21 protein-coding genes are annotated in these 23,517 nt (G+C 44.8%); 3 read left to right on the forward strand and 18 right to left on the reverse strand.

The window, feature by feature from the left end:
• Positions 1–62: 62 nt before the first annotated feature.
• A complete protein-coding gene (gene treC, locus H2O73_RS13605) occupies positions 63–1,748 on the forward strand; it encodes an alpha,alpha-phosphotrehalase (protein ID WP_182109410.1) in 1,686 nt (561 codons plus the stop codon).
• Between the two features lie 89 nt (positions 1,749–1,837).
• On the opposite strand, the gene H2O73_RS13610 is transcribed toward treC, so the two are convergent.
• On the reverse strand, positions 1,838–2,437 hold the full coding sequence (locus tag H2O73_RS13610; RefSeq protein WP_182109411.1) for a YitT family protein: 600 nt from the start codon (positions 2,435–2,437) through the stop codon (positions 1,838–1,840).
• A gap of 333 nt (positions 2,438–2,770) precedes the next feature.
• Between H2O73_RS13610 and glyA the strand changes: the two genes are divergently transcribed.
• The gene (glyA, locus tag H2O73_RS13615; RefSeq protein ID WP_182109412.1) at positions 2,771–4,021 is read left to right on the forward strand and encodes a serine hydroxymethyltransferase; all 1,251 of its coding nucleotides are present in this window, start codon (positions 2,771–2,773) and stop codon (positions 4,019–4,021) included.
• A 270-nt stretch (positions 4,022–4,291) separates the two neighbouring features.
• On the opposite strand, the gene lipA is transcribed toward glyA, so the two are convergent.
• The 12 genes from lipA to leuS form a co-directional block, all read right to left on the reverse strand.
• Positions 4,292–5,257, reverse strand: a complete 966-nt coding sequence (gene lipA, locus H2O73_RS13620; RefSeq protein WP_182109413.1) for a lipoyl synthase — start codon at positions 5,255–5,257, stop codon at positions 4,292–4,294.
• On the reverse strand, positions 5,254–5,919 hold the full coding sequence (gene lipB, locus H2O73_RS13625) for a lipoyl(octanoyl) transferase LipB (RefSeq protein ID WP_182109414.1): 666 nt from the start codon (positions 5,917–5,919) through the stop codon (positions 5,254–5,256). The genes lipA and lipB overlap by 4 nt, the downstream gene beginning before the upstream one ends.
• Positions 5,920–6,097: 178 nt before the next feature.
• Positions 6,098–6,376 carry a DUF493 family protein YbeD gene (gene ybeD, locus H2O73_RS13630; protein WP_182109415.1) on the reverse strand — a complete coding sequence of 93 codons (279 nt, stop codon included), beginning with the start codon at positions 6,374–6,376 and terminating at the stop codon, positions 6,098–6,100.
• 144 nt (positions 6,377–6,520) lie between these two features.
• Positions 6,521–7,699 (reverse strand): serine hydrolase, encoded by a 1,179-nt coding sequence (locus H2O73_RS13635; protein WP_182109416.1) that lies wholly within the window; start codon positions 7,697–7,699, stop codon positions 6,521–6,523.
• Between the two features lie 89 nt (positions 7,700–7,788).
• Complete coding sequence (locus tag H2O73_RS13640) at positions 7,789–8,625, reverse strand: septal ring lytic transglycosylase RlpA family protein (protein WP_182109417.1); 837 nt, start codon at positions 8,623–8,625, stop codon at positions 7,789–7,791.
• The gene (gene rodA / locus H2O73_RS13645) at positions 8,625–9,746 is read right to left on the reverse strand and encodes a rod shape-determining protein RodA (protein ID WP_182109418.1); all 1,122 of its coding nucleotides are present in this window, start codon (positions 9,744–9,746) and stop codon (positions 8,625–8,627) included. Before rodA ends, H2O73_RS13640 begins: the two co-directional genes overlap by 1 nt.
• Entirely contained in the window at positions 9,746–11,626 is a 1,881-nt protein-coding gene (mrdA, locus tag H2O73_RS13650; RefSeq protein WP_182109419.1) for a penicillin-binding protein 2, read from the reverse strand. Before mrdA ends, rodA begins: the two co-directional genes overlap by 1 nt.
• Positions 11,627–11,632: 6 nt before the next feature.
• Entirely contained in the window at positions 11,633–12,103 is a 471-nt protein-coding gene (gene rlmH, locus H2O73_RS13655) for a 23S rRNA (pseudouridine(1915)-N(3))-methyltransferase RlmH (protein ID WP_182109420.1), read from the reverse strand.
• A 3-nt stretch (positions 12,104–12,106) separates the two neighbouring features.
• The gene (rsfS, locus tag H2O73_RS13660) at positions 12,107–12,424 is read right to left on the reverse strand and encodes a ribosome silencing factor (protein ID WP_182109421.1); all 318 of its coding nucleotides are present in this window, start codon (positions 12,422–12,424) and stop codon (positions 12,107–12,109) included.
• A 77-nt stretch (positions 12,425–12,501) separates the two neighbouring features.
• The gene (gene holA, locus H2O73_RS13665; protein WP_182109422.1) at positions 12,502–13,515 is read right to left on the reverse strand and encodes a DNA polymerase III subunit delta; all 1,014 of its coding nucleotides are present in this window, start codon (positions 13,513–13,515) and stop codon (positions 12,502–12,504) included.
• A 9-nt stretch (positions 13,516–13,524) separates the two neighbouring features.
• On the reverse strand, positions 13,525–14,169 hold the full coding sequence (locus tag H2O73_RS13670) for an LPS-assembly lipoprotein LptE (protein ID WP_182109423.1): 645 nt from the start codon (positions 14,167–14,169) through the stop codon (positions 13,525–13,527).
• Positions 14,170–14,349: 180 nt separating this feature from the next.
• A complete protein-coding gene (gene leuS / locus H2O73_RS13675; protein ID WP_182109424.1) occupies positions 14,350–16,926 on the reverse strand; it encodes a leucine--tRNA ligase in 2,577 nt (858 codons plus the stop codon).
• A gap of 245 nt (positions 16,927–17,171) precedes the next feature.
• On the opposite strand from leuS, the gene H2O73_RS13680 reads away from it, so the two are divergent.
• Positions 17,172–17,642 (forward strand): zinc ribbon-containing protein, encoded by a 471-nt coding sequence (locus H2O73_RS13680; RefSeq protein WP_182109425.1) that lies wholly within the window; start codon positions 17,172–17,174, stop codon positions 17,640–17,642.
• A gap of 123 nt (positions 17,643–17,765) precedes the next feature.
• On the opposite strand, the gene lnt is transcribed toward H2O73_RS13680, so the two are convergent.
• The 5 genes from lnt to miaB form a co-directional block, all read right to left on the reverse strand.
• Positions 17,766–19,280 (reverse strand): apolipoprotein N-acyltransferase, encoded by a 1,515-nt coding sequence (lnt, locus tag H2O73_RS13685; protein ID WP_182109426.1) that lies wholly within the window; start codon positions 19,278–19,280, stop codon positions 17,766–17,768.
• 31 nt (positions 19,281–19,311) lie between these two features.
• Positions 19,312–20,211: a CNNM family magnesium/cobalt transport protein CorC gene (gene corC / locus H2O73_RS13690; RefSeq protein ID WP_182109427.1), complete on the reverse strand. Its 900-nt coding sequence runs from the start codon at positions 20,209–20,211 to the stop codon at positions 19,312–19,314.
• 100 nt (positions 20,212–20,311) lie between these two features.
• Positions 20,312–20,776, reverse strand: coding sequence for an rRNA maturation RNase YbeY (ybeY, locus tag H2O73_RS13695; protein WP_182109428.1), 465 nt, complete (start codon positions 20,774–20,776; stop codon positions 20,312–20,314).
• Entirely contained in the window at positions 20,776–21,873 is a 1,098-nt protein-coding gene (locus H2O73_RS13700; RefSeq protein WP_182109429.1) for a PhoH family protein, read from the reverse strand. The genes ybeY and H2O73_RS13700 overlap by 1 nt, the downstream gene beginning before the upstream one ends.
• Before the next feature lie 73 nt (positions 21,874–21,946).
• Entirely contained in the window at positions 21,947–23,371 is a 1,425-nt protein-coding gene (gene miaB, locus H2O73_RS13705; protein ID WP_182109430.1) for a tRNA (N6-isopentenyl adenosine(37)-C2)-methylthiotransferase MiaB, read from the reverse strand.
• Positions 23,372–23,517 lie beyond the last annotated feature (146 nt).

Consider the following 23,517-nt stretch of genomic DNA (forward strand, 5'->3'; position numbering starts at 1 on the left):
ATTGCGATGTCGTGGGTTTTCTTGAGCGGGATGTTAGCTCAACCTGGTAAGTGAAAACCGTTATGACAATAATAAAACAGCAGCAAGATTGGTGGAAAAGCGCCACCATCTACCAAATTTATCCGAAAAGCTTTTGTGACTCGACCGATAAAGGTACTGGCGATATTCGCGGGATTATTTCAAAACTCGATTATTTAAAAGCACTGGGCATTGACGCCATTTGGTTAACGCCAGTCTATCAATCACCAATGGTCGATAATGGCTACGATATTTCAGATTACTATGCGATAAACCCACAATTCGGTGACATGGCGGATTTTGATTTATTGCTTGCAGAAGCGCATCAACGTGGTATCCGCATTATTATGGATATTGTTGTTAACCATACTTCAACGGCGCATCAATGGTTTCAGTCCGCTCTAGGGGACAAGAATAGCCCTTACCGAGACTACTATATTTGGAAAGACCCAGTTGAAGGCTGTGTACCGAATAACTGGCAATCTAAATTTGGTGGCAGCGCTTGGGCGTTGGATGAAGCAACCAACCAATATTATTTGCACCTATTTGCTACAGAGCAAGCGGATCTAAACTGGGAAAACCCAGTGGTGCGTGAAGAAGTCGAAAAAGTGATTAGCTTTTGGGCTGAAAAAGGTGTGGATGGTTTTCGCTTAGATGTCATTAACTTGATTTCAAAGCAGCAAGACTTCCCCAATGACGATATTGGTGACGGGCGCCGTTTTTACACTGACGGTCCCCGAGTGCATGAATATTTGCAAGAGATCAGCCAAGCGGTGTTTCAAAAATATGGCAGTGTCACCGTGGGTGAGATGTCATCGACAACACTGGAGCATTGCCAGCAATATTCGGCACTGGATGGCAAAGAATTGTCGATGGTGTTTAACTTTCATCACCTCAAAGTCGATTATCCAAACGGTGAGAAGTGGAGCAACGCGCCATTTGATTTCATTCAACTTAAGCAGATTTTCAATCATTGGCAAACCGGCTTAAGTGGCAATGGTTGGGGGGCGCTATTTTGGTGTAATCATGACCAGCCTCGCATTGTGAGCCGCTTAGGCGATGATCAACAATACCGAGTTGAATCAGCAAAAATGCTCGCGGCATCACTGCATATGATGCAAGGCACACCGTATATCTACCAAGGTGAAGAGCTGGGTATGACCAACCCAGGTTATCAAGAGATCAGCCAATATCGAGATGTGGAAAGTACCAATATGTATGACATTATGGTTAACCAGCAAGGTGTGAGTCATGATGAGATGATGGCGATTCTGGCGCAAAAATCGCGTGATAATTCCCGAGCTCCGATGCAATGGGATGATTCATTACACGCTGGCTTTACTCAAGGTACGCCTTGGCTTGAGGTTGCAAGTAACTACTCACATCTCAATGCGCAAGCCGCACTAAAAGACACAAACTCAGTGTTTTATTTCTACAAAAGATTGATTGAACTGCGTAAACAGCAGCCTGTGATTACTCAAGGCTCGTTCCAAGATTTGTTGCCGCAACACAATCAGTGTTATGTCTATTTGCGAGAGAGTGCCACACAGCAGCTTATTTCAATTAGTAACTACTATGCGGATCCGGCTCAGTGTGAGCTTCCTCAGGATATTGAACTCGCGAATGCGAAGTGCTTACTCACTAACTATGAGAATGAAGCGTTTCAACTTGAAGGTAGCATGGTGGCATTGCGTCCCTATGAAACAAGGATTCTCCTGATAGAAAAATAACCCCCAGCGGCTCACCCCCGATGATTTTCCGCTGGATAGAAAAAAGGCTTTGGTATTGCCAAGGCCTTTTTGTCGAGAGCGGCGCTTAATTAATGGTATTTGACGATGTAGCGGTGAGGTTTATGATTCATACCAAGCACAAGGTTGAGCACAATCACACCGAGAATTGAGTAGAACAGTGCGGTTGGCGTGACAAAGAAAAATGAAGTCACCAAGATAGTAAAATCTATCGCTAATTGGGTTTTACCAACGGAAATGCCCAATTTGTCTTGGATAAATAAGCACAATACATTAAAGCCACCAAGGCTTGAGCGATGGCGAAATAACACCAGCATTCCTAAGCCCATTAATAGTCCGCCAGCAACAGCAGCGTAAATCGGGCTCATATTTTCAATGTTTAGCACTAAATGAAGATGGTCAACAAAGAAAGAAACTAACGCACCTGAGATTGCGCTATTAATAGCAAAGTTTCTTCCAAATCGTTTCCAAGCTAAAAGATAGAATGGGCAGTTGGCGATAAAGTAAATGGTACCAAATGACCAAGGGACGAGTTTGCTCGCAAGTAAAGCTAACCCTGTCGTGCCACCAGTTAGTAGGCTACTCGCTTGAAGAAAGAAAATGCCTTGTGCCACTATCAATGTGCCTGTCAGAATCGCGATCCAGTCTTCTCTGCGTGTATGTTTTGCCATCAAATTTCATCTATAGGTAGAACGAAAGCGGTGCATAGTAGAGAAAAGATCAGCTTTTCGGTAGCTTGAGAGGGAAATTTGAGGTAAACCTATGTAATTGTCGTTTTACAGGGTGTAAAGATATTAGTGATGGTGATCGCATAATTGCCGTTCTAACATGATAAACCTTGAAACTCACTATGAAAAAACTGCATGAGAAAAATGAAATTTTCTCTTTATGACCAAGATCAAATTAGTTAAAATGCGCGTCAATACGGTAACGAAAACGTTTGCGTCGGGGTCGTTAGCCAGTTTTTTGCAACTTTCAGTCTAAATCTGAGTCAGGAGATACAGATGCTTAAGCGTGATATGAACATCGCAGATTACGATGCGGAATTGTTCGCAGCTATCCAAGAAGAAACACTTCGCCAGGAAGAACACATTGAACTTATCGCTTCTGAAAACTACACCAGCCCGCGTGTAATGGAAGCACAAGGTTCTCAGCTTACTAACAAATACGCTGAAGGTTACCCAGGCAAGCGTTACTACGGTGGTTGTGAGTACGTAGACAAAGCAGAAACTCTAGCGATTGACCGTGCGTGCCAACTGTTTGGTTGTGAATATGCGAACGTTCAACCTCACTCAGGTTCACAGGCAAACAGCGCAGTATACATGGCGCTATTGAACCCAGGCGATACAGTACTAGGCATGAGTCTAGCTCACGGTGGTCACTTAACTCACGGTTCACCAGTCAACTTCTCTGGTAAGCACTACAACGTTATTCCTTACGGTATTGATGAAGCGGGCCAAATCAACTACGACGAAATGGAAGCGTTGGCAGTTGAGCATAAACCGAAGATGATTATTGGTGGTTTCTCTGCTTATTCACAAATCGTTGACTGGAAACGCATGCGTGAAATCGCAGACAAAGTCGGCGCTTTCCTATTTGTTGATATGGCACACGTAGCGGGTCTAATTGCAGCGGGTGTGTACCCAACACCAGTACCACACGCACACGTAGTTTCAACAACAACGCACAAAACGCTAGCCGGTCCACGTGGTGGTCTAATCTTGTCTAATGCAGGCGAAGACATGTACAAGAAGCTGAATTCAGCAGTCTTCCCAGGTGGTCAAGGTGGTCCTCTAATGCATGTTATCGCTGGTAAAGCGGTCGCGTTCAAAGAAGCAATGGAACCAGAGTTCAAAGAATACCAAGCTCGCGTAGTGCAAAATGCAAAAGCGATGGTGGCTCAATTCCAAGAGCGTGGCTACAAAATCGTTTCGAACAGCACAGAGAATCACCTGTTCCTAGTTGACCTAATCGACAAAGACATCACAGGTAAAGATGCTGACGCAGCGCTCGGTGCCGCAAACATCACAGTTAACAAGAACTCAGTGCCAAACGATCCACGCAGCCCGTTTGTAACATCAGGTATTCGTGTTGGTACGCCAGCAATCACACGCCGTGGTTTTACTGAGCAAGATTCAAAAGATCTCGCAAACTGGATGTGTGACGTTCTGGATAACATCGGTAATGATGATGTGACAGCAGCAACGAAAGCGAAGGTATTAGAGATTTGTAAGCGTCTACCCGTTTACGCATAATTTTTCGTTATAGTGGTTCGAACTTCGTTGTCGAAGATGCTCATTTACTATTGTAAATTGTGCGTGTTCTCCTAGAACTTCTTGCCACTATTTAGAAAAAGTATTTAATCAGCTTAGAAAATATCAAGTTTGATTGAAGCTTTAGAAGTGAGCCTTAGGGCTCCTTTTGTGTTTCTGGAGCCTAAGGGTTTATCTGCGAGAAAAAGGGTAGTGGATAGATAATAAAAAACCAGCCAATGGCTGGTCTTTTTATTATTTGGGTAGGAGCGATTAGCTCACTTCGATACCTTGTGCTTGTAGATCGGCATGGTAAGAAGAGCGAACAAATGGACCACAAGCGGCATGAGTAAAACCAAGCTCAAGGGCAATGTCTCTAAGCTCATCAAATTCAGCTGGTGGTACGTAGCGCTCTACTGGAAGGTGATGGCGGCTTGGCGCTAGGTATTGACCCAGAGTCAGCATAGTTACGCCGTGTTCACGCAGATCTTTAAGCACTTCAACGATCTCTTCTTTGGTCTCACCTAGTCCCATCATGATTCCAGATTTGGTTGGGATATCAGGATGCTGCTCTTTGAATTTTTTCAGCAGGTTAAGAGACCATTTGTAGTTTGCGCCAGGACGAGCCTTACGGTAAAGGCGAGGCGCTGTTTCCAAATTGTGGTTAAACACATCTGGTGGATTGTCTTTCATAAGGTCAAGCGCCACGTCCATACGGCCACGGAAGTCAGGGACGAGAGTCTCAATCTTGATGTTTGGGTTCAGTGCGCGGATTTCACGGTTACAGTCAGCAAAATGCTGTGCACCACCATCACGTAAGTCATCACGGTCAACTGAGGTTATCACCACATATTTCAGTTTCATGTCATGAATGGTTTGAGCAAGCTTTTGTGGTTCACCGGCTTCAGGTGCATTCGGACGACCATGGGCAACGTCGCAGAATGGGCAGCGACGAGTACAAATTGCGCCCAAAATCATAAAGGTCGCGGTGCCGTGGTTAAAACATTCCGCTAAGTTTGGGCATGAGGCTTCCTCACAAACGGAGTGCAGGTCATTTTTACGCATCGCAGATTTGATTTCTTGGATACGTTGGCTGTCTGCAGGTAGTTTGATCTTCATCCAGTCAGGCTTGCGCAGTACTTCTTTCTGCTCAGTCGGCATATTTTTTACTGGAATCAGTGCCATCTTGTCAGCATCGCGGTACTTGATGCCTTTTTCCATTTGGATTGGTTTACTCATGCTTCTAGTTTCTTATCGTTTGGGACTTCAGTGCTGACTTCAATCTGTTGGTAATCCAGCAAAGTCACGAGTTCTTTTAATAATTGCTCGGCAACGCTGTTGACGTTATCTGGTCCACCAAGTTGTTTGACTTGAACCATCTCCATTCCAGCATAACCACAAGGGTTAATTCTTAGAAATGGCGATAGGTCCATGTTTACGTTTAGAGCAAGTCCATGAAATGAACAGCCTTTACGTATACGTAAACCCAGTGAACAGATCTTTTTATTATCAACATAAACGCCAGGGGCGTCAGGTCGAGCGACCGATTCGATATTGTATGCTTTCAGTGTATTGATCACGAGGTTTTCAATGTGTGTAACGAGATCTCGCACACCAAAGTTTTTCCTACGTAGATTGATCAGGAAGTAAACAACCAGTTGACCCGGACCATGATAGGTTACTTGACCACCGCGATCACTCTGTACGACGGGGATATCACCAGTGTTTAGCAAGTGCTCTGTTTTGCCAGCTTGACCTTGGGTAAAAACAGGGTTGTGTTCAACAAACCAAACCTCATCATACGTCTCATCTGTACGTTGGTCGGTAAAGTCATGCATTGCACGCAAAATTGGTTCGTAGTCCTGTCTACCAAGATGCTTTACAACCAGAGTTTGTTGCATTCCTGAGCCCATCATTTATCAATAAAGTGTCTGGATTATAAACCGCTTTGACACTTTGAACTATATGTTGATAACACATTATTAACCCTAATAAATGTGCATGTTTTTTATCTATATGATAAATAACAAAAAAGCAGCCGAAGCTGCTTTCAAAAATAATTTATTATTTAAAATAAAGTTATAGAACCATGCGGACAATGTCGATTTCACCAAGTTCTTTGTATAGCGTTTCTACCTGTTCAATCGATGTCGCTGTGATCGTCACAGAAACAGCATGGTAGTTGCCTTTTGCACTTGGTTTAATCTTAGGACTGTAGTCACCTGGAGCATGGCGTTGAATCACTGTAAGCACCTTTTCTGGTAGTTCAGGCTTTGCATAGCCCATCACCTTGTATGTGAATGAACAAGGGAACTCAAGCAGGTCTTTCAGTTTAGCGTCTGAGTTGATAGTCAACATGTTAAAAACTCCAAGTTGGAATAGTGATCTGAGCAGCGCCGAATCTTACTGCCAATCAAATTGAATCTCAAGATTAACACTATGGTAGGTGCTAAAACAAAAGCCGCCCAGAGGCGGCTTATTCATTTGTAATAGTTGCCGAGATTAGAAGAAGCTTTTAACCAGCATTACAATGTAATCCCATAGGCGACTAAATAGGCTACCCTCTTGAACATCTTCAAGAGCAAGAAGAGGGTATTGCGCAATATCTTCACCGTCTAGTTGGTAGTATAGCTTACCAACGACGTCACCTTTACTAATTGGGGCTTCGAGTTCTTTTTCAAGTACGAAGCTCGCTTTTAAGTTCTTAGCTTGACCGCGTGGCAAAGTGACGTAGGTGTCTTGATCTAAACCAAGCGCAACCATGTCTTTGTCACCCATCCATACTTTCTCTTCAACGAATGTTTCACCGGCTTTATGTGGTGCAACTGTTTCGAAGAAGCGGAAGCCGTAACTCAGCAGCTTTTTGCTTTCTGACTTACGAGCATTTGCGTTTTTAGTACCCATAACGACGGCGACTAGGCGCATTTTGCCTTCCGTTGCCGAGCTTACTAGGCTGTAACCAGCATTGCTTGTGTGACCAGTTTTAATACCGTCAACATTCATGCTTTTATCCCAAAGTAGACCATTACGGTTGTACTGAGTGATGCCGTTATAAGTGAATTTCTTCTCTGAGTAGATACGGTACTCTTCTGGTACGTCGCGGATCAGTGCAGAGCCCAATAGCGCCATATCGTAAGGTGTTGAGTAGAGAGAGTCGTTATCTAAACCATGCACGTTAGCGAAGTGAGAGTCTTTCATGCCGAGAGTACTTGCCCAGGCATTCATTAGGTCAACGAACGCATCTTCTGATCCAGCAATATGTTCAGCCATGGCGACGCAAGCATCGTTACCTGATTGAATGATGATACCGCGGTTAAGATCTTTTACTTTTACCGTTGTACCCACTTCAATGAACATTTTTGATGAATCAGGGAAGTTTTTAGCCCAAGCATTTTGGCTGATAGTGACATCATCGCTTTCTTTGATATTGCCACGCGCAAGCTCTTGACCGATAACATAACTGGTCATCATTTTGGTTAAGCTGGCAGGAGATAGCTTAGTATTCATCTCTTTTTCAGCAAGTACTTTGCCTGAATGGTAATCCAACAATACGTAGCCTTTTGCTGCGATTTGTGGTGGATCTGGCACGACTACTGGAGATGCAATCACCTGTGATGCAAAAGTGGTTGAAAGCGCAATAGAAGACGCAAAAACGGTTTTTAGTAATGTTGTTTTTTTCATATTGACTACAGATTTATCTCGAACTGTCCATATCTTAACAGAAACCATGGCTCAAACTAGCCGAAGAGGTTAACTGAATGCGTGGGGAACTAATTTTTTCTGACGAAGGCACTCGAATAGCCCAACAGTTTAACTTGCTCTAACGTTTTTTGCGTCAGGTCATAGTCATCAAATGGACCTAATATCACACGATGAATTTCTTGTTCAGAGTTTACAAAACTTGTTACCGAAAGTTTTTGACTCAGATCTTGTGCTAAAGTTTCCACGCGATCTTTATGTTGCGATGAAGCAACTTGAATTTGGAATTGTTTCAGCGCCTGCTTTTTGGTCTGAGTCGTCGGTTTTTCTACCGTGATAACTTCAATTTCGACATTGGCTGTACCCGTTTTAATCACATCTAATTTTTTCGCCGCTGCGAAACTTAGATCGATGATACGACCTGGGTGAAAAGGACCGCGGTCATTCACGCGCACAATGGTGCTTTTGCCATTGTCTGTGTTGGTCACTTTTACATAACTAGGCAGAGGTAACTCTTTGTGTGCCGCTGTCATGGAGTACATATCATAGACTTCGCCATTTGACGTTAAGTGTCCATGGAATTTTTTACCGTACCAAGAAGCCTGCCCTTTTTCTTTAAAGTTGGTTGGGTCTTTAATAACTTGGTAGCGCTTACCTCGTACCGTGTAGTTTTTATTTCCACCTAAGCTATAGGGTTCGTATTGAGGGGTAATTTCTTCAATATGCTCCACTGAGATAGGCTGATCAGGGGCTACGTCATGTTTGAGTTCGTAGCGCTCTTCTTGATAGCGATCAGATGATGAAATAGGTGGTGTAGTTTCAGTTTCGCTTTCTGTAGGCGAAGAAGAACAACCAACAATAACACTGCTAATTAATGCCAATAAGGCGAATTTGTGAAATGTATTCATTAGGTTGCCTTTGAAAACGCTTTTCTATGAGTATGTATGGACATCAAAATACCAAAGCCGGCCATTAAGGTAACCATAGAGGTACCGCCGTAACTAATTAAGGGCAGTGGAACACCAACAACAGGTAGAATGCCACTGACCATACCAATGTTTACAAACACGTAAACAAAAAAACTTAACACAATACTGCCTGCCATCATTCGACCGAACGCAGTTTGCGCTTTACTGGCGAGAAACAACCCTCGCCCAATAATGAATAGATATAAGCTGAGGAGCATTAAAATGCCGACTAAGCCCCACTCTTCGGCGATGACGGCAAAAATAAAGTCAGTATGGCGTTCAGGTAAAAATTCTAGTTGTGATTGCGTACCCTGTAGCCAACCCTTGCCGGCAATACCACCGGAGCCAATCGCGATTTTGCTTTGGATAATATGATAACCAGCGCCTAAAGGATCGGATTCAGGGTTAAAAAGAGTACGTACTCGCACCTTCTGATACTCACGCATCAAGAAAAACCACAGTACAGGTAAAAAAGCGCCCAAGGCACAAATCGCAGCAAAGATGATTTTCCAACTGATACCAGCAAGGAAAACAACAAAGATTCCTGATGCAGCGATCAAAATGGACGTCCCTAAATCAGGTTGCTTAGCAATTAGGATAGTTGGTACGAACACCATCACTAATGAGATGACGATGGTTTGAAACGTTGGTGGTAAAGAGCGACGTCCAATATATCGAGCAATCATTAATGGTACGGCAAGTTTCAGTAGCTCTGAGGGTTGAAAACGGACAAAACCAAGGTTCAACCATCGCTGGGCACCTTTGGATGCCTCACCGAAAAACAGTACGGCGAGCAATAGCCCTACGCCACAAAAAAACAATAAGGGTGCCAGTGTTTCATAGGTTCTTGGGGGGATCTGCGCCAGCAGAACCATTACACCTAATGCTAGCGCCATACGCATTGCTTGGCGGTCCATCATGGCAAAACTCTGCCCACTGGCACTGTACATTACCACCAAGCCGAATCCCATTAACACTAAAATGCCAAGCAATAGCGGTAAATCGATGTGGAAACGGTCAAACAGTGATCGGTTCTGTCCAGTTGCTTGGGCAAAGTCCATTACTCTTCCTTGTTTTTGTCGACTAATACATGGTCAAACACTTTACGTACCACCGGAGCACCATTGCTCGAGCCACCACCGGCGTTCTCTAACACAATCGTAACCACCAATTTAGGATCGTCAACGGGTGCAAAGCCGGTAAAGAGTGCGTGGTCACGTAAATGTTCAGCGATTTCATCCGCGTTGTATTCTTCATTTTCACCTAAACCAAATACCTGTGCAGTACCCGATTTACCAGCACTCATGTATTTTGTTTTGGCAAATGCACGGCGAGCCGTACCTTTCTTGCCATGGTTTACTAAGCGCATGCCTTCTTTGGCGATATCCCAATAACGCTCTTTTACCCCAGAGATAGGTGGGTAAGTGACGATTTCAGCCATTGAGTTATTGGAAAAATCATCCCCATTTTCTATCGTGGCGCGCAGTAGGTGAGGTGCGATGACTTGCCCACGATTAACCAGCACAGATGTTGCTTTGGCTATCTGCATTGGTGTTGCTGTCCAATAGCCCTGTCCAATCCCAACTGGAATCGTATCACCTTGATACCAAGGTGTGCGATGTCGATTCATTTTCCATTCACGGGTTGGCATGTTCGCTTTACTTTCTTCATGAATATCGATGCCGGTGTAATCCCCAAATCCAAACATCATCATCCACTTTGAAATCCGATCAATGCCCATGTCATAAGCGACTTGGTAGTAGAAGGTATCGACCGATTCTTCAATCGACTTGAGTACATCGACTTTACCATGACCCCAACGCAACCAGTCACGAAACGGTTTTGTTTTTGAGTTAGGGATTTTCCAGTAACCCGGGTCGTTACGCACTGTATATGGTGTAATCACCCCTTCTTGCAGAGCGGCAACTGCCATCATTGGTTTGATGGTCGACGCAGGGGGGTAAATACCAAGTGTGGCACGGTTCACCAATGGGCGATTTTTATCTTCCAATAGAGCACGATAAGCTTTACCTGAAATACCATGGACAAAAGCATTAGGGTCATAGCTTGGGCTTGATACCATAGCCAAAACGCCATTGTCATGTGGGTCAAGCACTACCGCACCACCACGGCGACCGGCTAGTAAGCCATGAACATAGGTTTGCAAATCAATATCAAGGTTGAGAACGATATCTTTACCCGGTGTTGGCGGTACATATTTCAACACGCGTATGATTCTTCCTCGGCTGTTGACTTCAACTTCTTGATAGCCAGCGGTACCGTGTAAGAGATCTTCGTAATAGCGTTCAATACCCAGCTTACCGATATCTCGAGTTGCTTGGTAATTGGCGTCTTTCTCTTCACGAACTAAACGCTGCATATCACGGTCATTGATGCGTGAAACATAGCCAATAACATGGGTGAGGATCTCACCAAAAGGGTAGTGACGCTTTAGGTTGGCATTTACCGCAACACCAGGGAATTTGTGTTGGTTGACCGAAAACTTCGCCACTTGCTCTTCGGTTAATTGATTCAGGAGCGGTACTGATTTGAAGCGACGAGTTTGACGGCGCTCTTTTTGGAAGCGTTCAACTTGCTCTGGTGATATGACCAATATTTGTTGCAGGCGCGCGATAGTGTCATCCATGTCTTTAATTTTTTCTGGTGTAATTTCCAGACTAAAGACAGGGCGGTTTTCCGCCAGTAGGACGCCATTACGATCGTAAATGAGACCGCGGTTCGGTGCGATCGGTACGACTTTTATTCGATTGTCATTTGAGCGAGTTTTGTAGTCTTGGTATTGATTTACCTGCACGTTGTACAAGTTGGCTACCAATAGACCCATCATCACGACAATACCAAGAAATGCGACAATAGCTCGACTGGCAAACAGTCGAGATTCTTCTTGGTAATCTCTGATTTTGGTGCGCTTCCTCAACATGTACGCTTATTCTCGATGATATGGGTGATTGGCGGTAATGCTCCATGCACGGTACAGGCTCTCTGCCATAACAATACGGACCAATGGGTGTGGCAAGGTTAGAGCCGACAGTGACCAGCTTTGATCTGCGGCAGCTTTACAGGCAGGGGCGAGACCTTCTGGACCGCCGATCAAAATCGACACATCTCTACCATCAAGCTTCCAAGTTTCAAGCTGTTCAGCTAACTGTGGTGTATCCCATTTTTTGCCAGGAATATCGAGTGTCACAATGCGGTTGCCTTTAGGTACAGCAGCCAGCATTGCTTCGCCTTCTTTTTGCAAAATTCTTGCTATATCGGCATTTTTTCCGCGTTTGCCCGCAGAGATTTCAATCAACTCTAGCGGCATATCATGAGGGAAGCGTCGACGGTATTCTTGAAACCCTTCTTCCACCCATTTTGGCATTTTAGTGCCAACGGCGATTAACTGTAGCTTCATCGGTTAAGCCCAAAGCTTTTCTAGTTGGTAGATTTCGCGTTGCTCTTCTTGCATCACATGCAAGATAGTATCGCCCATATCAACCACAACCCATTCACCTTCTGTTTCACCATCTATAGCCAGTGGTTCGCGACCAGCGAGTTTAGCTTCACGAGCAACGTGGTCAGCAATTGAGGCAACATGACGCTTAGAAGTACCGGTGCAAACGATCATAAAATCTGTGATGCTAGATTTGCCTTGCACGTCGATAGTTTGAATATCTTGTGCTTTCATATCGTCTACCTTGTCTACAATAAATGCGTTTAGTTGTTGGTGTTGCAAATTGGTACCCTCAATGACACTTGGCGATAAATCGCTATGGTTGGAACGGAATTAGGTGGCGGATTATAGCACGCTTTTTATAGCTTCACTTGCGGTAAGCAAAGCTCAACACTCAGTTGATGCAATAGTGGCCAGCTTGATTGGTCATACTGAGTTTTGCTTAGCACTTCAGCTTGAGCGAGTAACTGTAGTAAGGTTTGTAAGCGAGCGATGGTAAGCCGTTGCATTGCGGCTGAATAGAGTGGTCGCTTGCTTTGCCAGATTCGATAACTATCAAAAACCTGTGCCATTGTACTGCTCTTTGCTTGCATCTGCATTTGCAGCAGTTGAATCAGCTCTTTTTGAACGGTACGTACTAAAATGACGACTTCAACACCTTCTGCTTCAAGTTGGCGTAAGATGCGCTGTGCACGGTTGCCTTTGCCAGCAAGTAGCGCATCAATCCAGTGAAAAGCGGTAAAGTGGTTATGGCGACTTAGCGACTCTTGCAAGCGTACCATGCTGAGCTGCCCGTCAGGGTAAAGCAAAACCAGTTTCTCAAGGCTTTGGGTAAGGGCAAATAAGTTGCCTTCGTGCCACTGTGCTAACATTTGCACTGCTTCAGCATCGGGCTTTAACCCTAAAGCTCGGCAGCGAACTTGGACAAACTGAGGTAGGCGTTGTAAGTCTGGCGTTAAGCAGTTAACCCAGCAACCTTGGCTGCTGAGGGTTTTAAACCACTTGGCGCTCTCTTGCGCTTTGGTGAGTTTCGTGCCAACGATAACCAGTAGAATATCTGGGTGTAGCATTTCAGCGACACCAATCAATTCTTTGGCAATAGCTGCATTGACACCAGCTTCAGGTAATTCCAATTCAATCAATTGGCGAGAAGAGAATAAGCTCAATGCTTGGCAGCAATCGTAAACCTGATTCCAATCAAAACTGGTATCGATAGCAAATCGATACCGTTCCTCAAAACCTTGTTGCTTTGCTGTTTGTGCAATGCTTTGACGTGACTCTTGTAGGAGTAACGGCTCATTACCAAACAGCAAATAGATCGGGTGGAGCTGTTTGCTCAGTTGATCCGCTAGGCGGTCAGCAAAAATACGCATTGATGTCTCTTATTGCTGACTTACTGGTTGTTGAAGATCTATTGAGTTCGTTTCGTTTTCGATGGTCTGAATACGGTACTGCTCGTCTTCTGCTCGCTGTTGAGCTTTTTGCTCATCAATTTCTTGACCAGTTAGCATAGTGCCCGCTTCGATATCGGCTTTTAAACGTGCCATTTGGCGAATGATCTGACTAGCAGCAAGTTTGCGCATTTCATCTTCAATCATGTCGCGCTCTACCGATTTAGCCAGTGCAGTCAATGGGTTATCTAGATAGCTGCGGGTCACGCTGGTAGAAAAGTCGCGTGAACCTAAGTCAGGGATGGTTACACGGTACGACGTTTGGAGGGTTAGCTCTTTTTCTGCCGCACGGGTGTTTTGGTAAAGAGATAGTGTACGTTCACCAACGCTTTCACCTAATAGGTGTAAGTTGGCGACGTTTGCCGCAGGTGCGACTAGATTAACTTCACTCATACGTAGTTGACCACGAACCATACGAGTAAAGGAGCTGTACTGGTCATAACTGGTTAAAGACATAGTGTCGAGTTCTTCTGGAATAGAATAGTCGCCTCTTAAGTGGAAACCACAAGCAGTCAGTAAACTTGCTGCTAGTACAACACTAGCCAATTTAATTGAGGGTAGGGAAAATAGACGCATTGACGTACGGCTCTCTGTTATTGGTTATTTATCTTAAACTACTCATTGCCACTTCAATGAAGCATTGACACCAAATAGCTTGAGATAAATAAACAGGGTAGTTTCGCTACCCTGTTTATAGAGTGATTTTCCTCTAAAGAAGACGAGTCTTCAAATTAGAGGCATCGCTGACACTAATAGTTAGTTGGCTACGATATTCAGTAGTTTACCAGGAACGTAAATCACTTTACGAATGGTTAAGCCATCTAGGAATTTAAGTGCATTCTCATCGCTTAGACCCAGTTCACGTACTTGCTCTTCAGTTGCGTCAGCCGCCACTGTTAGTTTTGCACGTAGTTTACCGTTGATCATAACCACGATGGTCTTCTCATCTTCAACAAGCGCTTTCTCATCAAACGTTGGCCAAGATGCGTGATCGATATCTGACTCACCTAGTGCTGCCCATAGTTCGAATGAAATATGCGGAGTAATTGGGTAAAGCATGACTACGATTGCTTTTAACGCTTCATCTAGAATTGCGCGATCTTGCGCTGATTCTTGTGGCGCTTTTGCTAGCTTGTTCATCAGTTCCATAATCGCTGCAATAGCGGTATTGAACGTTTGACGACGGGCAATGTCATCACTTACTTTCACGATGGTTTTGTGTACGTCACGACGAAGTGCTTTTTGATCGCCAGACAATACTGCGCTATCAACGGTTTCAGCTGCACCTTTCTCAGAGTGAGTCTTCACTAACTTCCAAACACGTTTTAGGAAGCGGTTAGCCCCTTCAACACCTGACTCTTGCCATTCCAGAGTCATATCTGCAGGTGATGCAAACATCATGAATAGACGCACAGTATCAGCGCCGTACTTGTCTACCATCTCTTGAGGGTCGATACCGTTGTTTTTTGACTTAGACATTTTGATCATGCCTGAGTGCTCAACATTGCGACCTTCATTGTCGATTGCAGAAGTGATGCGACCTTTACCGTCACGCTCAACTTTCACGTCAGTCGGTGCTACCCACTCTTTACCACCTTTCTCAGTGGTGTAGAAGAACGCATCTGCCAGTACCATACCTTGGCATAGTAGTTGTTTGAACGGTTCGTCAGAAGTTACATAACCTGCGTCACGCAAAAGTTTGTGGAAAAAGCGAGAGTACAGTAGGTGCATACAAGCGTGCTCGATACCGCCAATGTACTGGTCTACTGGCAACCAGTAGTTTGCTTTTTCTGGATCTAGGATGTCATCAGCTTGTGGGCTGCAGTAACGAGCGTAGTACCAAGATGATTCCATAAAGGTATCAAAAGTATCGGTTTCACGCAGTGCAGGTTCGCCATTGAAAGTGGTCTTCGCCCACTCTTTGTCTGCTTTGATAGGGCTAGTTACGCCATCCATAACTACGTCTTCTGGAAGAATGACAGGCAGTTGATCGGCTGGTACAGGGTGAACTTCACCATCTTCAGTCGTTACCATTGGGATTGGCGCCCCCCAGTAACGTTGACGAGATACACCCCAGTCACGTAGACGGAAGTTGACCGTCTTCTTGCCTTTGCCTTCAGCTTCAAGCTTGGCAGCGATGGCATCGAACGCTTCTTGGAACGCAAGACCATCAAATTCACCAGAATCGAACAGTACACCTTTTTCAGTGTAAGCAGCTTCAGAAACGTCTAGGTCAGAACCATCTTCTGGTTTGATGACTGGAATGATGTCGATGCCGTACTTAGTTGCGAATTCGTAGTCACGTTGATCGTGAGCAGGAACCGCCATTACCGCACCTGTGCCGTAATCCATAAGAACGAAGTTAGCTACGTAAACAGGAACAACACGACCGTTAAGAGGGTGGATAGCCGTTAGACCTGTATCCATACCTTTCTTTTCCATCGTTGCGAGTTCTGCTTCAGCAACTTTAGTGTTACGACACTCTTCAACGAATGCTGCAAGCTCAGGGTTGTTCTGAGCGGCTTTCTCAGCAAGTGGGTGACCTGCCGCAATGCCTACGTAAGAAACACCCATAAGTGTGTCTGGACGTGTTGTGTACACCTCTAGTGGTGCTTCTTCGCCGTTAACAGCGAAAGATAGCTCAACACCTTCAGAGCGACCGATCCAGTTGCGCTGCATGGTCTTAACCATTTCAGGCCAACCTTCCAGTTTGTCTAGATCATCTAGTAGCTCTTGTGCGTATTCAGTAATTTTAATAAACCACTGTGGAATTTTCTTTTGCTCTACTGGCGTGTCACAACGCCAGCAACAGCCGTCTTCAACTTGTTCGTTTGCAAGAACCGTTTGGTCGTTAGGACACCAGTTCACTGATGATGTCTTTTTGTACACTAAACCTTGTTGGTACAGCTTAGTGAAGAACTCTTGTTCCCAACGGTAGTACTCAGGAGTACATGTTGCGAATTCACGGTTCCAATCGTAACCAAAACCTAGCAGTTTAAGCTGGTTTTTCATGTATTCGATGTTTTCGTAAGTCCAAGGCGCTGGCGCAGTGTTGTTTTTCACTGCAGCGTTCTCTGCTGGCAGACCGAATGCATCCCAACCGATAGGTTGCATTACGTTTTTGCCTTGTAGACGTTGGAAACGAGAGACAACATCACCGATAGTGTAGTTACGCACGTGACCCATGTGCAGTCGACCACTTGGGTATGGGAACATAGACAAGCAGTAGAATTTTTCTTTATTTGGGTCTTCACTTACAACAAAGGTCTTGTTGTTGTCCCAGTGCTGTTGAACCTTCTGTTCAATATCTTGCGGGTTATATTGCTCTTGCATCGATGATATCCGGTTATCTTGGAAAGTGTGAGTTCAGTTAGAACAGACAATAATAGATCGTCATAGAATACATAAAGGAGCAAGGTTCAACAATAGCCAACACTCTTCATCCATGAGTTTACGGTATTGTTGATGGCTTTCTCTCTCTTCTTGCTGCATTGAAAGCTAATGTTGAGGGGCTTGTTCAATTGCTACATGTTTGAAATTGTTTATTTCAGACTGTCTAGAACCACAAGGGGGTGACTATGCCTAAACGCAAAACGGGTTATGAAGATATGTTTGAGGATGTGGTTGAGACACTCAAACATAGTCCGGAAGAGGTTAACCATGTGCTAGAAACTTCTGGTAAATATGTGGATGCCGCGAATGATATGACCAAAGATGAGCTGGCTCTGATTTCTGCTTATGTAAAATCGGATTTGAAAGAGTTTGCCGACAACTACGAAGATTCAAAGAAAGGTCCATTTTATCTAATGGTGACCAATTCAATTTGGCAAGGCTTGCTGGATATTACTGATCGCACAAAAGTTGAATGGGTTGAGCTGTTTGCTGATTTAGAACACCAAGGATTGTATGAAGCTGGTGAGGTGATTGGCTTAGGCACTTTAGTGTGTGACGAATGTGGGCATCAAACTCAATATAATCATCCAACGGAAATTATCCCGTGTATTCAATGTGGTCACAAGGCGTTTTCTCGTAAGCCACTCAAGCCTTAACAATAACTACTGTATCTCCTAAAAAAACGAGGGCTCGATGGAGCCCTCTTTTTTTATGGTTAGTTAATCATTGCAGTCTTAGGCTTGCCGTTGCTAAGGTTGCCATTGAGGGGCAGCAAGTGGTTAGCGAGTTCTTCGCATTCGCCAACCGGTGATGGCGCAAACGGCAACCCACAAGTACAAGGACCAACTGCCATAACCATGGTACGGTGTCTGACCTGTGGTTGAGGTGACCTTAGTGCGCAATACGCCGGTTTCAAACTGCGGGATCTCTGCGGTGATATTACCTTTGTAGTCAGTAACAGCTGTCACCCCATTGTTGGTCGAGCGAATCACTGGCTTACCAAATTCCAGTGCACGCATTCGCGCAATTTCCATATGTTGCAGTGGACCAATAGAGCGACCAAACCATGCATCGTTTGATAGTGTCAAAATAAAATCCGTATCATCAGTGATGTTCTCTCGAACTTGTTCACCAAAAATAATTTCATAGCACAGCGCAGGTGCAAGCTGTTTACCATTAGCATCAATGTTTGGCTGAATAAAATCACCACGGCTGAATGACGACATTGGCAGATTGAAGAACGGAGCTATCGGTCGTAGGATTTCTTCAAACGGTACAAATTCACCAAATGGCAATAAGTGGTGTTTGTGGTAGCGCTTTTCAAGATCGTAACTGTAGTCACCGTAACTGGTTTCACCGAGCGAGAGTATGCTGTTATAAAAACGACGTTGGCTATCTTGGTTGACGACACCAGTGATCACCGCGCTATGGTTAGCTTTAGCGTTACTATCCAAATTGGCTAAAAATGAACTGATTTCAAATTCAAACGCAGGAATTGCCGCTTCCGGCCAAATGATAATGTCGGCATCCCAGTTTTGGCGGGTTAGATCGATGTATTTCATGATCGTTGGCCAGCGCTGACTTGGCACCCATTTGAGCTCTTGTTCAATATTACCTTGTACTAAGGCTACTTTAGTGGCGCTTTCTGGGTTGAGTGTAACCCAGTTAATATTACGTAAACCAAAGCCTGTTGCGAGGATAGTTGCAGGTATGACAAGTGTCAGCCAGTGCTTATGCAAAATGGCATAGCTGATGGCAGCAGCACTGATAACGATAAGCAAGGTAATTAGCTCAACACCACCAATAGGCGCAAAGCTTGCTAGTGGCGAATCAATTTGGCTATAACCTAGCCATAACCATGGGAAGCCAGTCATCACCCAACCGCGAAGCCAGTCGCACACTAACCACAAAGCAGGCGCGACGATGAAAAATCGCGTGCGGTCGTTATTTGGGGCAAATCGAGTGAGTAAACCCGTAAATAAGGCAGAGTAAATCGCTAGGTAGCCGACCAAAAGGGTCATTAACACTAGACTGGCAATCTTGGGCATGCCGCCAAAATTATCGATGCTAACGTGTACCCAACTGATACCCGTCGCGAACTGACCAAGTCCCCATGCGTAACCTATCCAAGCGGATTTCTTTGCCGATTGACCGTGAATCAGCAGTAATAGTGCGGCGACACTGAAAAAAGCCAGTGGCCAAATTTGGTAAGGTGAAAATGCAAAGGTTGTTAAGGCGCCAACAAAAGCGGCCCCGATGGGCCGCTTGAGGCGATGAACTAGATTACTAATCATCGTTATATTCTTACTTGAGAAGAATGGTGGATTATTCTTCGATCGGTTGAGTGAATTGCGCTTCGTCTGGCACGGTAACTTGCAGTTGAACAACACGGCGGTTGTCGGCTGCGGTTACTTTAAAGCTGTAGCCATCAATTTCTACAACTTCGCCACGAGAAGGGAGATGACCAAAGGTTGTCATCACCAAGCCACCGACCGTATCCACTTCTTCATCACTGAACGAAGTCCCAAAGGTATCGTTGAACTCTTCAATAGTGGTTAGGGCTTTGACAGCATACGTGTGCTTGCTTAGTTTGCGAATATCTTGTTCTTCTTCGTCGTCAAACTCATCTTCGATGTCGCCAACGATTTCTTCCAAGATATCTTCGATAGTCACAAGACCAGATACACCACCAAATTCATCCACAACGATCGCCATATGGTAGCGTTCTTCACGGAATTCTTTGAGTAGGCGGTCTACACGTTTGCTTTCAGGTACAACCACCGCAGGACGAATCACTTGTTCAATGTCGAACTCTGCGCTGCCTGAACCTAGGTACTTAAGTAGGTCCTTCGCTAGTAGAATGCCTTCCACATGGTCTTTGTCTTCACTGATCACTGGGTAGCGAGAGTGTTGCGCATCTGTGATTAGTGCCACTAGTGCATCTAAATCGTTGGTACGCTCAACAGTAACCATTTGCGAACGCGGGATCATAATGTCGCGCACACGCATTTCGGCGATTTCCATAACACCCTCAAGCATATCGCGAGTGTCGTGGTCAATCAGGTCATTGATTTCAGAGTCACGGATTACATCCACAAGCTCTTGGCGATCTTTTGGCTCACCTTGAAATAGTTGACCTAGGCGTTCAAAGAAGGACTTTCTACTCGGACCTTCAGATTTTTCTTTCTTACCTTCTACAGATGAGGGCGAATTGTCTTCGTTCATTGTGTCTCATTACAAAAACGCTATCAGAAGTGTGATAGCACACATAGGGGAGTATCGCATCGGGTTATGGATGTAGACACTGCCCACTAAGTAACGGTTGTTACTCTTTTTCTGCAATATATGGGTCTTGATAACCCATTTTTTGCATAATTTCAGTTTCGAGCGACTCCATCTCTTCCGCTTCATCGTCCTCGATATGATCATAACCTAGCAGATGCAAGCTGCCATGTACAACCATATGAGCCCAATGTGCAAACAAAGGTTTATCTTGCTCAATAGCTTCTTGTTCAACGACTTGGCGACAGATGATCAAATCACCAAGTAGGTTCATTTCGATGCCTGGAGGCGCTTCGAACGGGAAAGAAAGGACATTGGTCGGCTTATCTTTACCGCGGTAATCTAAGTTGAGTTGATTACTCTCTTGTTCGTCAACGATGCGTACCGTTACTTCGGCTTCTTTTTGGAACAGAGAAATCGCACTGCTTAACCACAAATGGATATCATCGAAGCTTGGCAGTCCTTGTTCATCTTCGACCGCTAATTGTAGATCAAGTTCGATTGTCATTATTCTTTACTCTCTGGAACGGACGGAAGTAATTCGGCTTTTTGAGCTTCAAGTAGCTTTTCTTCACGCTCTTCGCGGCGACGTTTTTCGAATTCTTTACGCTCTTTTTGATCTTGGGTTTCCCATTTCTCATAAGCGTTAACGATGCGTGCTACCACTGGGTGGCGAACAACATCATCAGATTGAAAGAAATTAAAACTAATCTCGTCGACTTCATTTAGTACTTCAACAGCATGACGAAGACCTGATTTCGCCCCGCGAGGCAGGTCAATCTGAGTCACGTCGCCAGTAATTACCGCGCGTGAGTTAAAGCCAATCCGAGTTAGGAACATCTTCATCTGTTCCACCGTGGTATTTTGGCTTTCATCAAGAATGATAAACGCATCATTGAGTGTACGACCACGCATATAGGCAAGTGGGGCAACTTCAATTACGTTACGTTCAATCAGTTTTTCAACTTTTTCAAAGCCAAGCATTTCAAACAGTGCGTCATAAAGAGGGCGCAAGTATGGGTCCACTTTTTGGCTTAGATCCCCAGGAAGGAAGCCGAGCTTTTCACCCGCTTCAACGGCGGGACGCGTAAGCAAAATGCGACGAATTTCTTGGCGTTCAAGCGCATCGACAGCGGCGGCAACGGCAAGGTAGGTTTTACCTGTACCTGCAGGACCAATACCAAAGCTGATGTCATGCGTCACCATATTCACCAAGTACTGAGCTTGGTTTGGTGTACGTGGCTTGATCACGCCTTTTTTGGTTTTGATGAAGACTTCTTTGCCATGATCAATGCTAGATTCGAAATCTTGATCAAGCACACCGGTTTCTTTGATCGCGAGATGGATCTCATCCGGCTCGATATCGGGCGTGTTGCCGCGAACAGGGGCAGTATTAACGTAAAGAGTTTTAATAATCTCAAGCGCGGCAGCTGAGGTATGAGGTTTACCCACGATAGTGAAGAAGTTGCCTCGGTAGCTGATTTCAACACCTAATCGGCGTTCTAAGTGTTTGATATTGTCATCGAATGGACCGCACAAGCTGGCTAAACGGCGGTTATCGGCAGGTTCTAGATCGATCTCTAGAGTAACGATTTTATTGCTCAAAGTTACCTCTCATTGTTGCCATTGTAGGGAGAGCCAATAACCATCAGCTCTCCTACATGGCGTTAATACGAGTCTATGGCGTAAAGGTTGCTACACCTAGCTCGTCTTCACGGCGTGTGTTTGCCATCATTTGAGTTGGCGAAATAACACTGCGAAGATCCATATCTTTTTCTGTGCGAACAAGCTCACCACGTAGCGAGTTTGTCATTACATCAACAATCTTAACATCAACAAACTGACCGATCAGATCAGCGGAACCTTCAAAGTTCACTACGCGGTTGTTTTCAGTACGAGCGCGCAGTTCCATTAGGTTTTTCTTCGATGGACCTTCAACGAGAACGCGCTGTTCAGTATCGAGCATTTGACGAGAATAACGCATGGCTTGTGCATTGATAGTTTGTTGTAGTTCATACAGACGCTCTTTCTTCACACTTTCAGCAAGATCACATGGGTAATCAGCCGCTGGCGTACCTGGGCGAGGAGAGAAGATAAAGCTGAAGCTCATATCAAAGTCGACATCTTTGATAAGTTTCATTGTGTCTTGGAAATCTTTGTCTGATTCACCAGGGAAACCAACAATAAAGTCAGAGCTGATTTGAATATCAGGGCGCGCTTTACGTAGTTTACGGATGATCGACTTGTATTCGATTGCGGTGTGCGGACGCTTCATCATGGTTAGCACACGGTCACTACCACTTTGTACAGGTAGGTGTAGGAAGCTCACCAATTCAGGCGTGTCTTCGTAAACCGCAATGATGTCGTCAGTAAACTCAAGTGGGTGGCTGGTGGTAAAGCGAATACGATCGATGCCATCAATCGAAGCCACTAGACGCAGTAGTTCAGCAAACGAGCAAATGTCGCCTTCATGAGTCGGACCACGGTATGCGTTTACGTTTTGACCTAGTAGGTTAACTTCACGTACACCTTGCTCAGCAAGCTGTGCGATTTCATAAAGTACGTCATCCATTGGGCGACTTACTTCTTCACCACGAGTGTATGGCACTACGCAGTAAGTACAGTATTTTGAACAACCTTCCATAATAGAAACGAAGGCTGTTGCGCCTTCCGCGCGAGGCTCTGGTAGGCTGTCAAACTTTTCAATCTCAGGGAATGAAATGTCCATCACAGGCGCTTCGTTTTGTTGTGATTGTTTGATCATCTGTGGCAAACGGTGCAAGGTTTGAGGACCAAAGATAACATCAACAAATGGCGCGCGTTGACGAATGTGGTCACCTTCTTGAGTTGCTACACAACCGCCGACACCGATCACAACACCGGCTTTTTTATCTTTCAGTGTTTTCCAACGACCAAGTTGGTGGAAAACTTTTTCCTGTGCTTTTTCACGGATCGAACAGGTATTAAGTAGAAGTACATCTGCTTCATCAGGGTCTTCTGTTAGCTCATAGCCGTTGGCAGCGTTAAGCAGGTCGGCCATTTTAGATGAATCGTATTCGTTCATCTGGCAACCCCAAGTTTTAATTAGCAGTTTCTTACTCATCTCACTTTCGCTCGTGTTAAATCTTAAAATTCGTTGAACTGCAATAGATGCTCTCAGTTCAAATTATAGCCGCCCTCTCGGCGGTAAGCGGCGTATTGTACTGCTTTAAAAAGCACCTGACTAGTGTTGTGGCTAAATCAGTCAAA

It is taken from the genome of Vibrio marinisediminis, from assembly GCF_014050145.1.
Taxonomy (GTDB): Bacteria; Pseudomonadota; Gammaproteobacteria; order Enterobacterales; family Vibrionaceae; genus Vibrio; species Vibrio marinisediminis.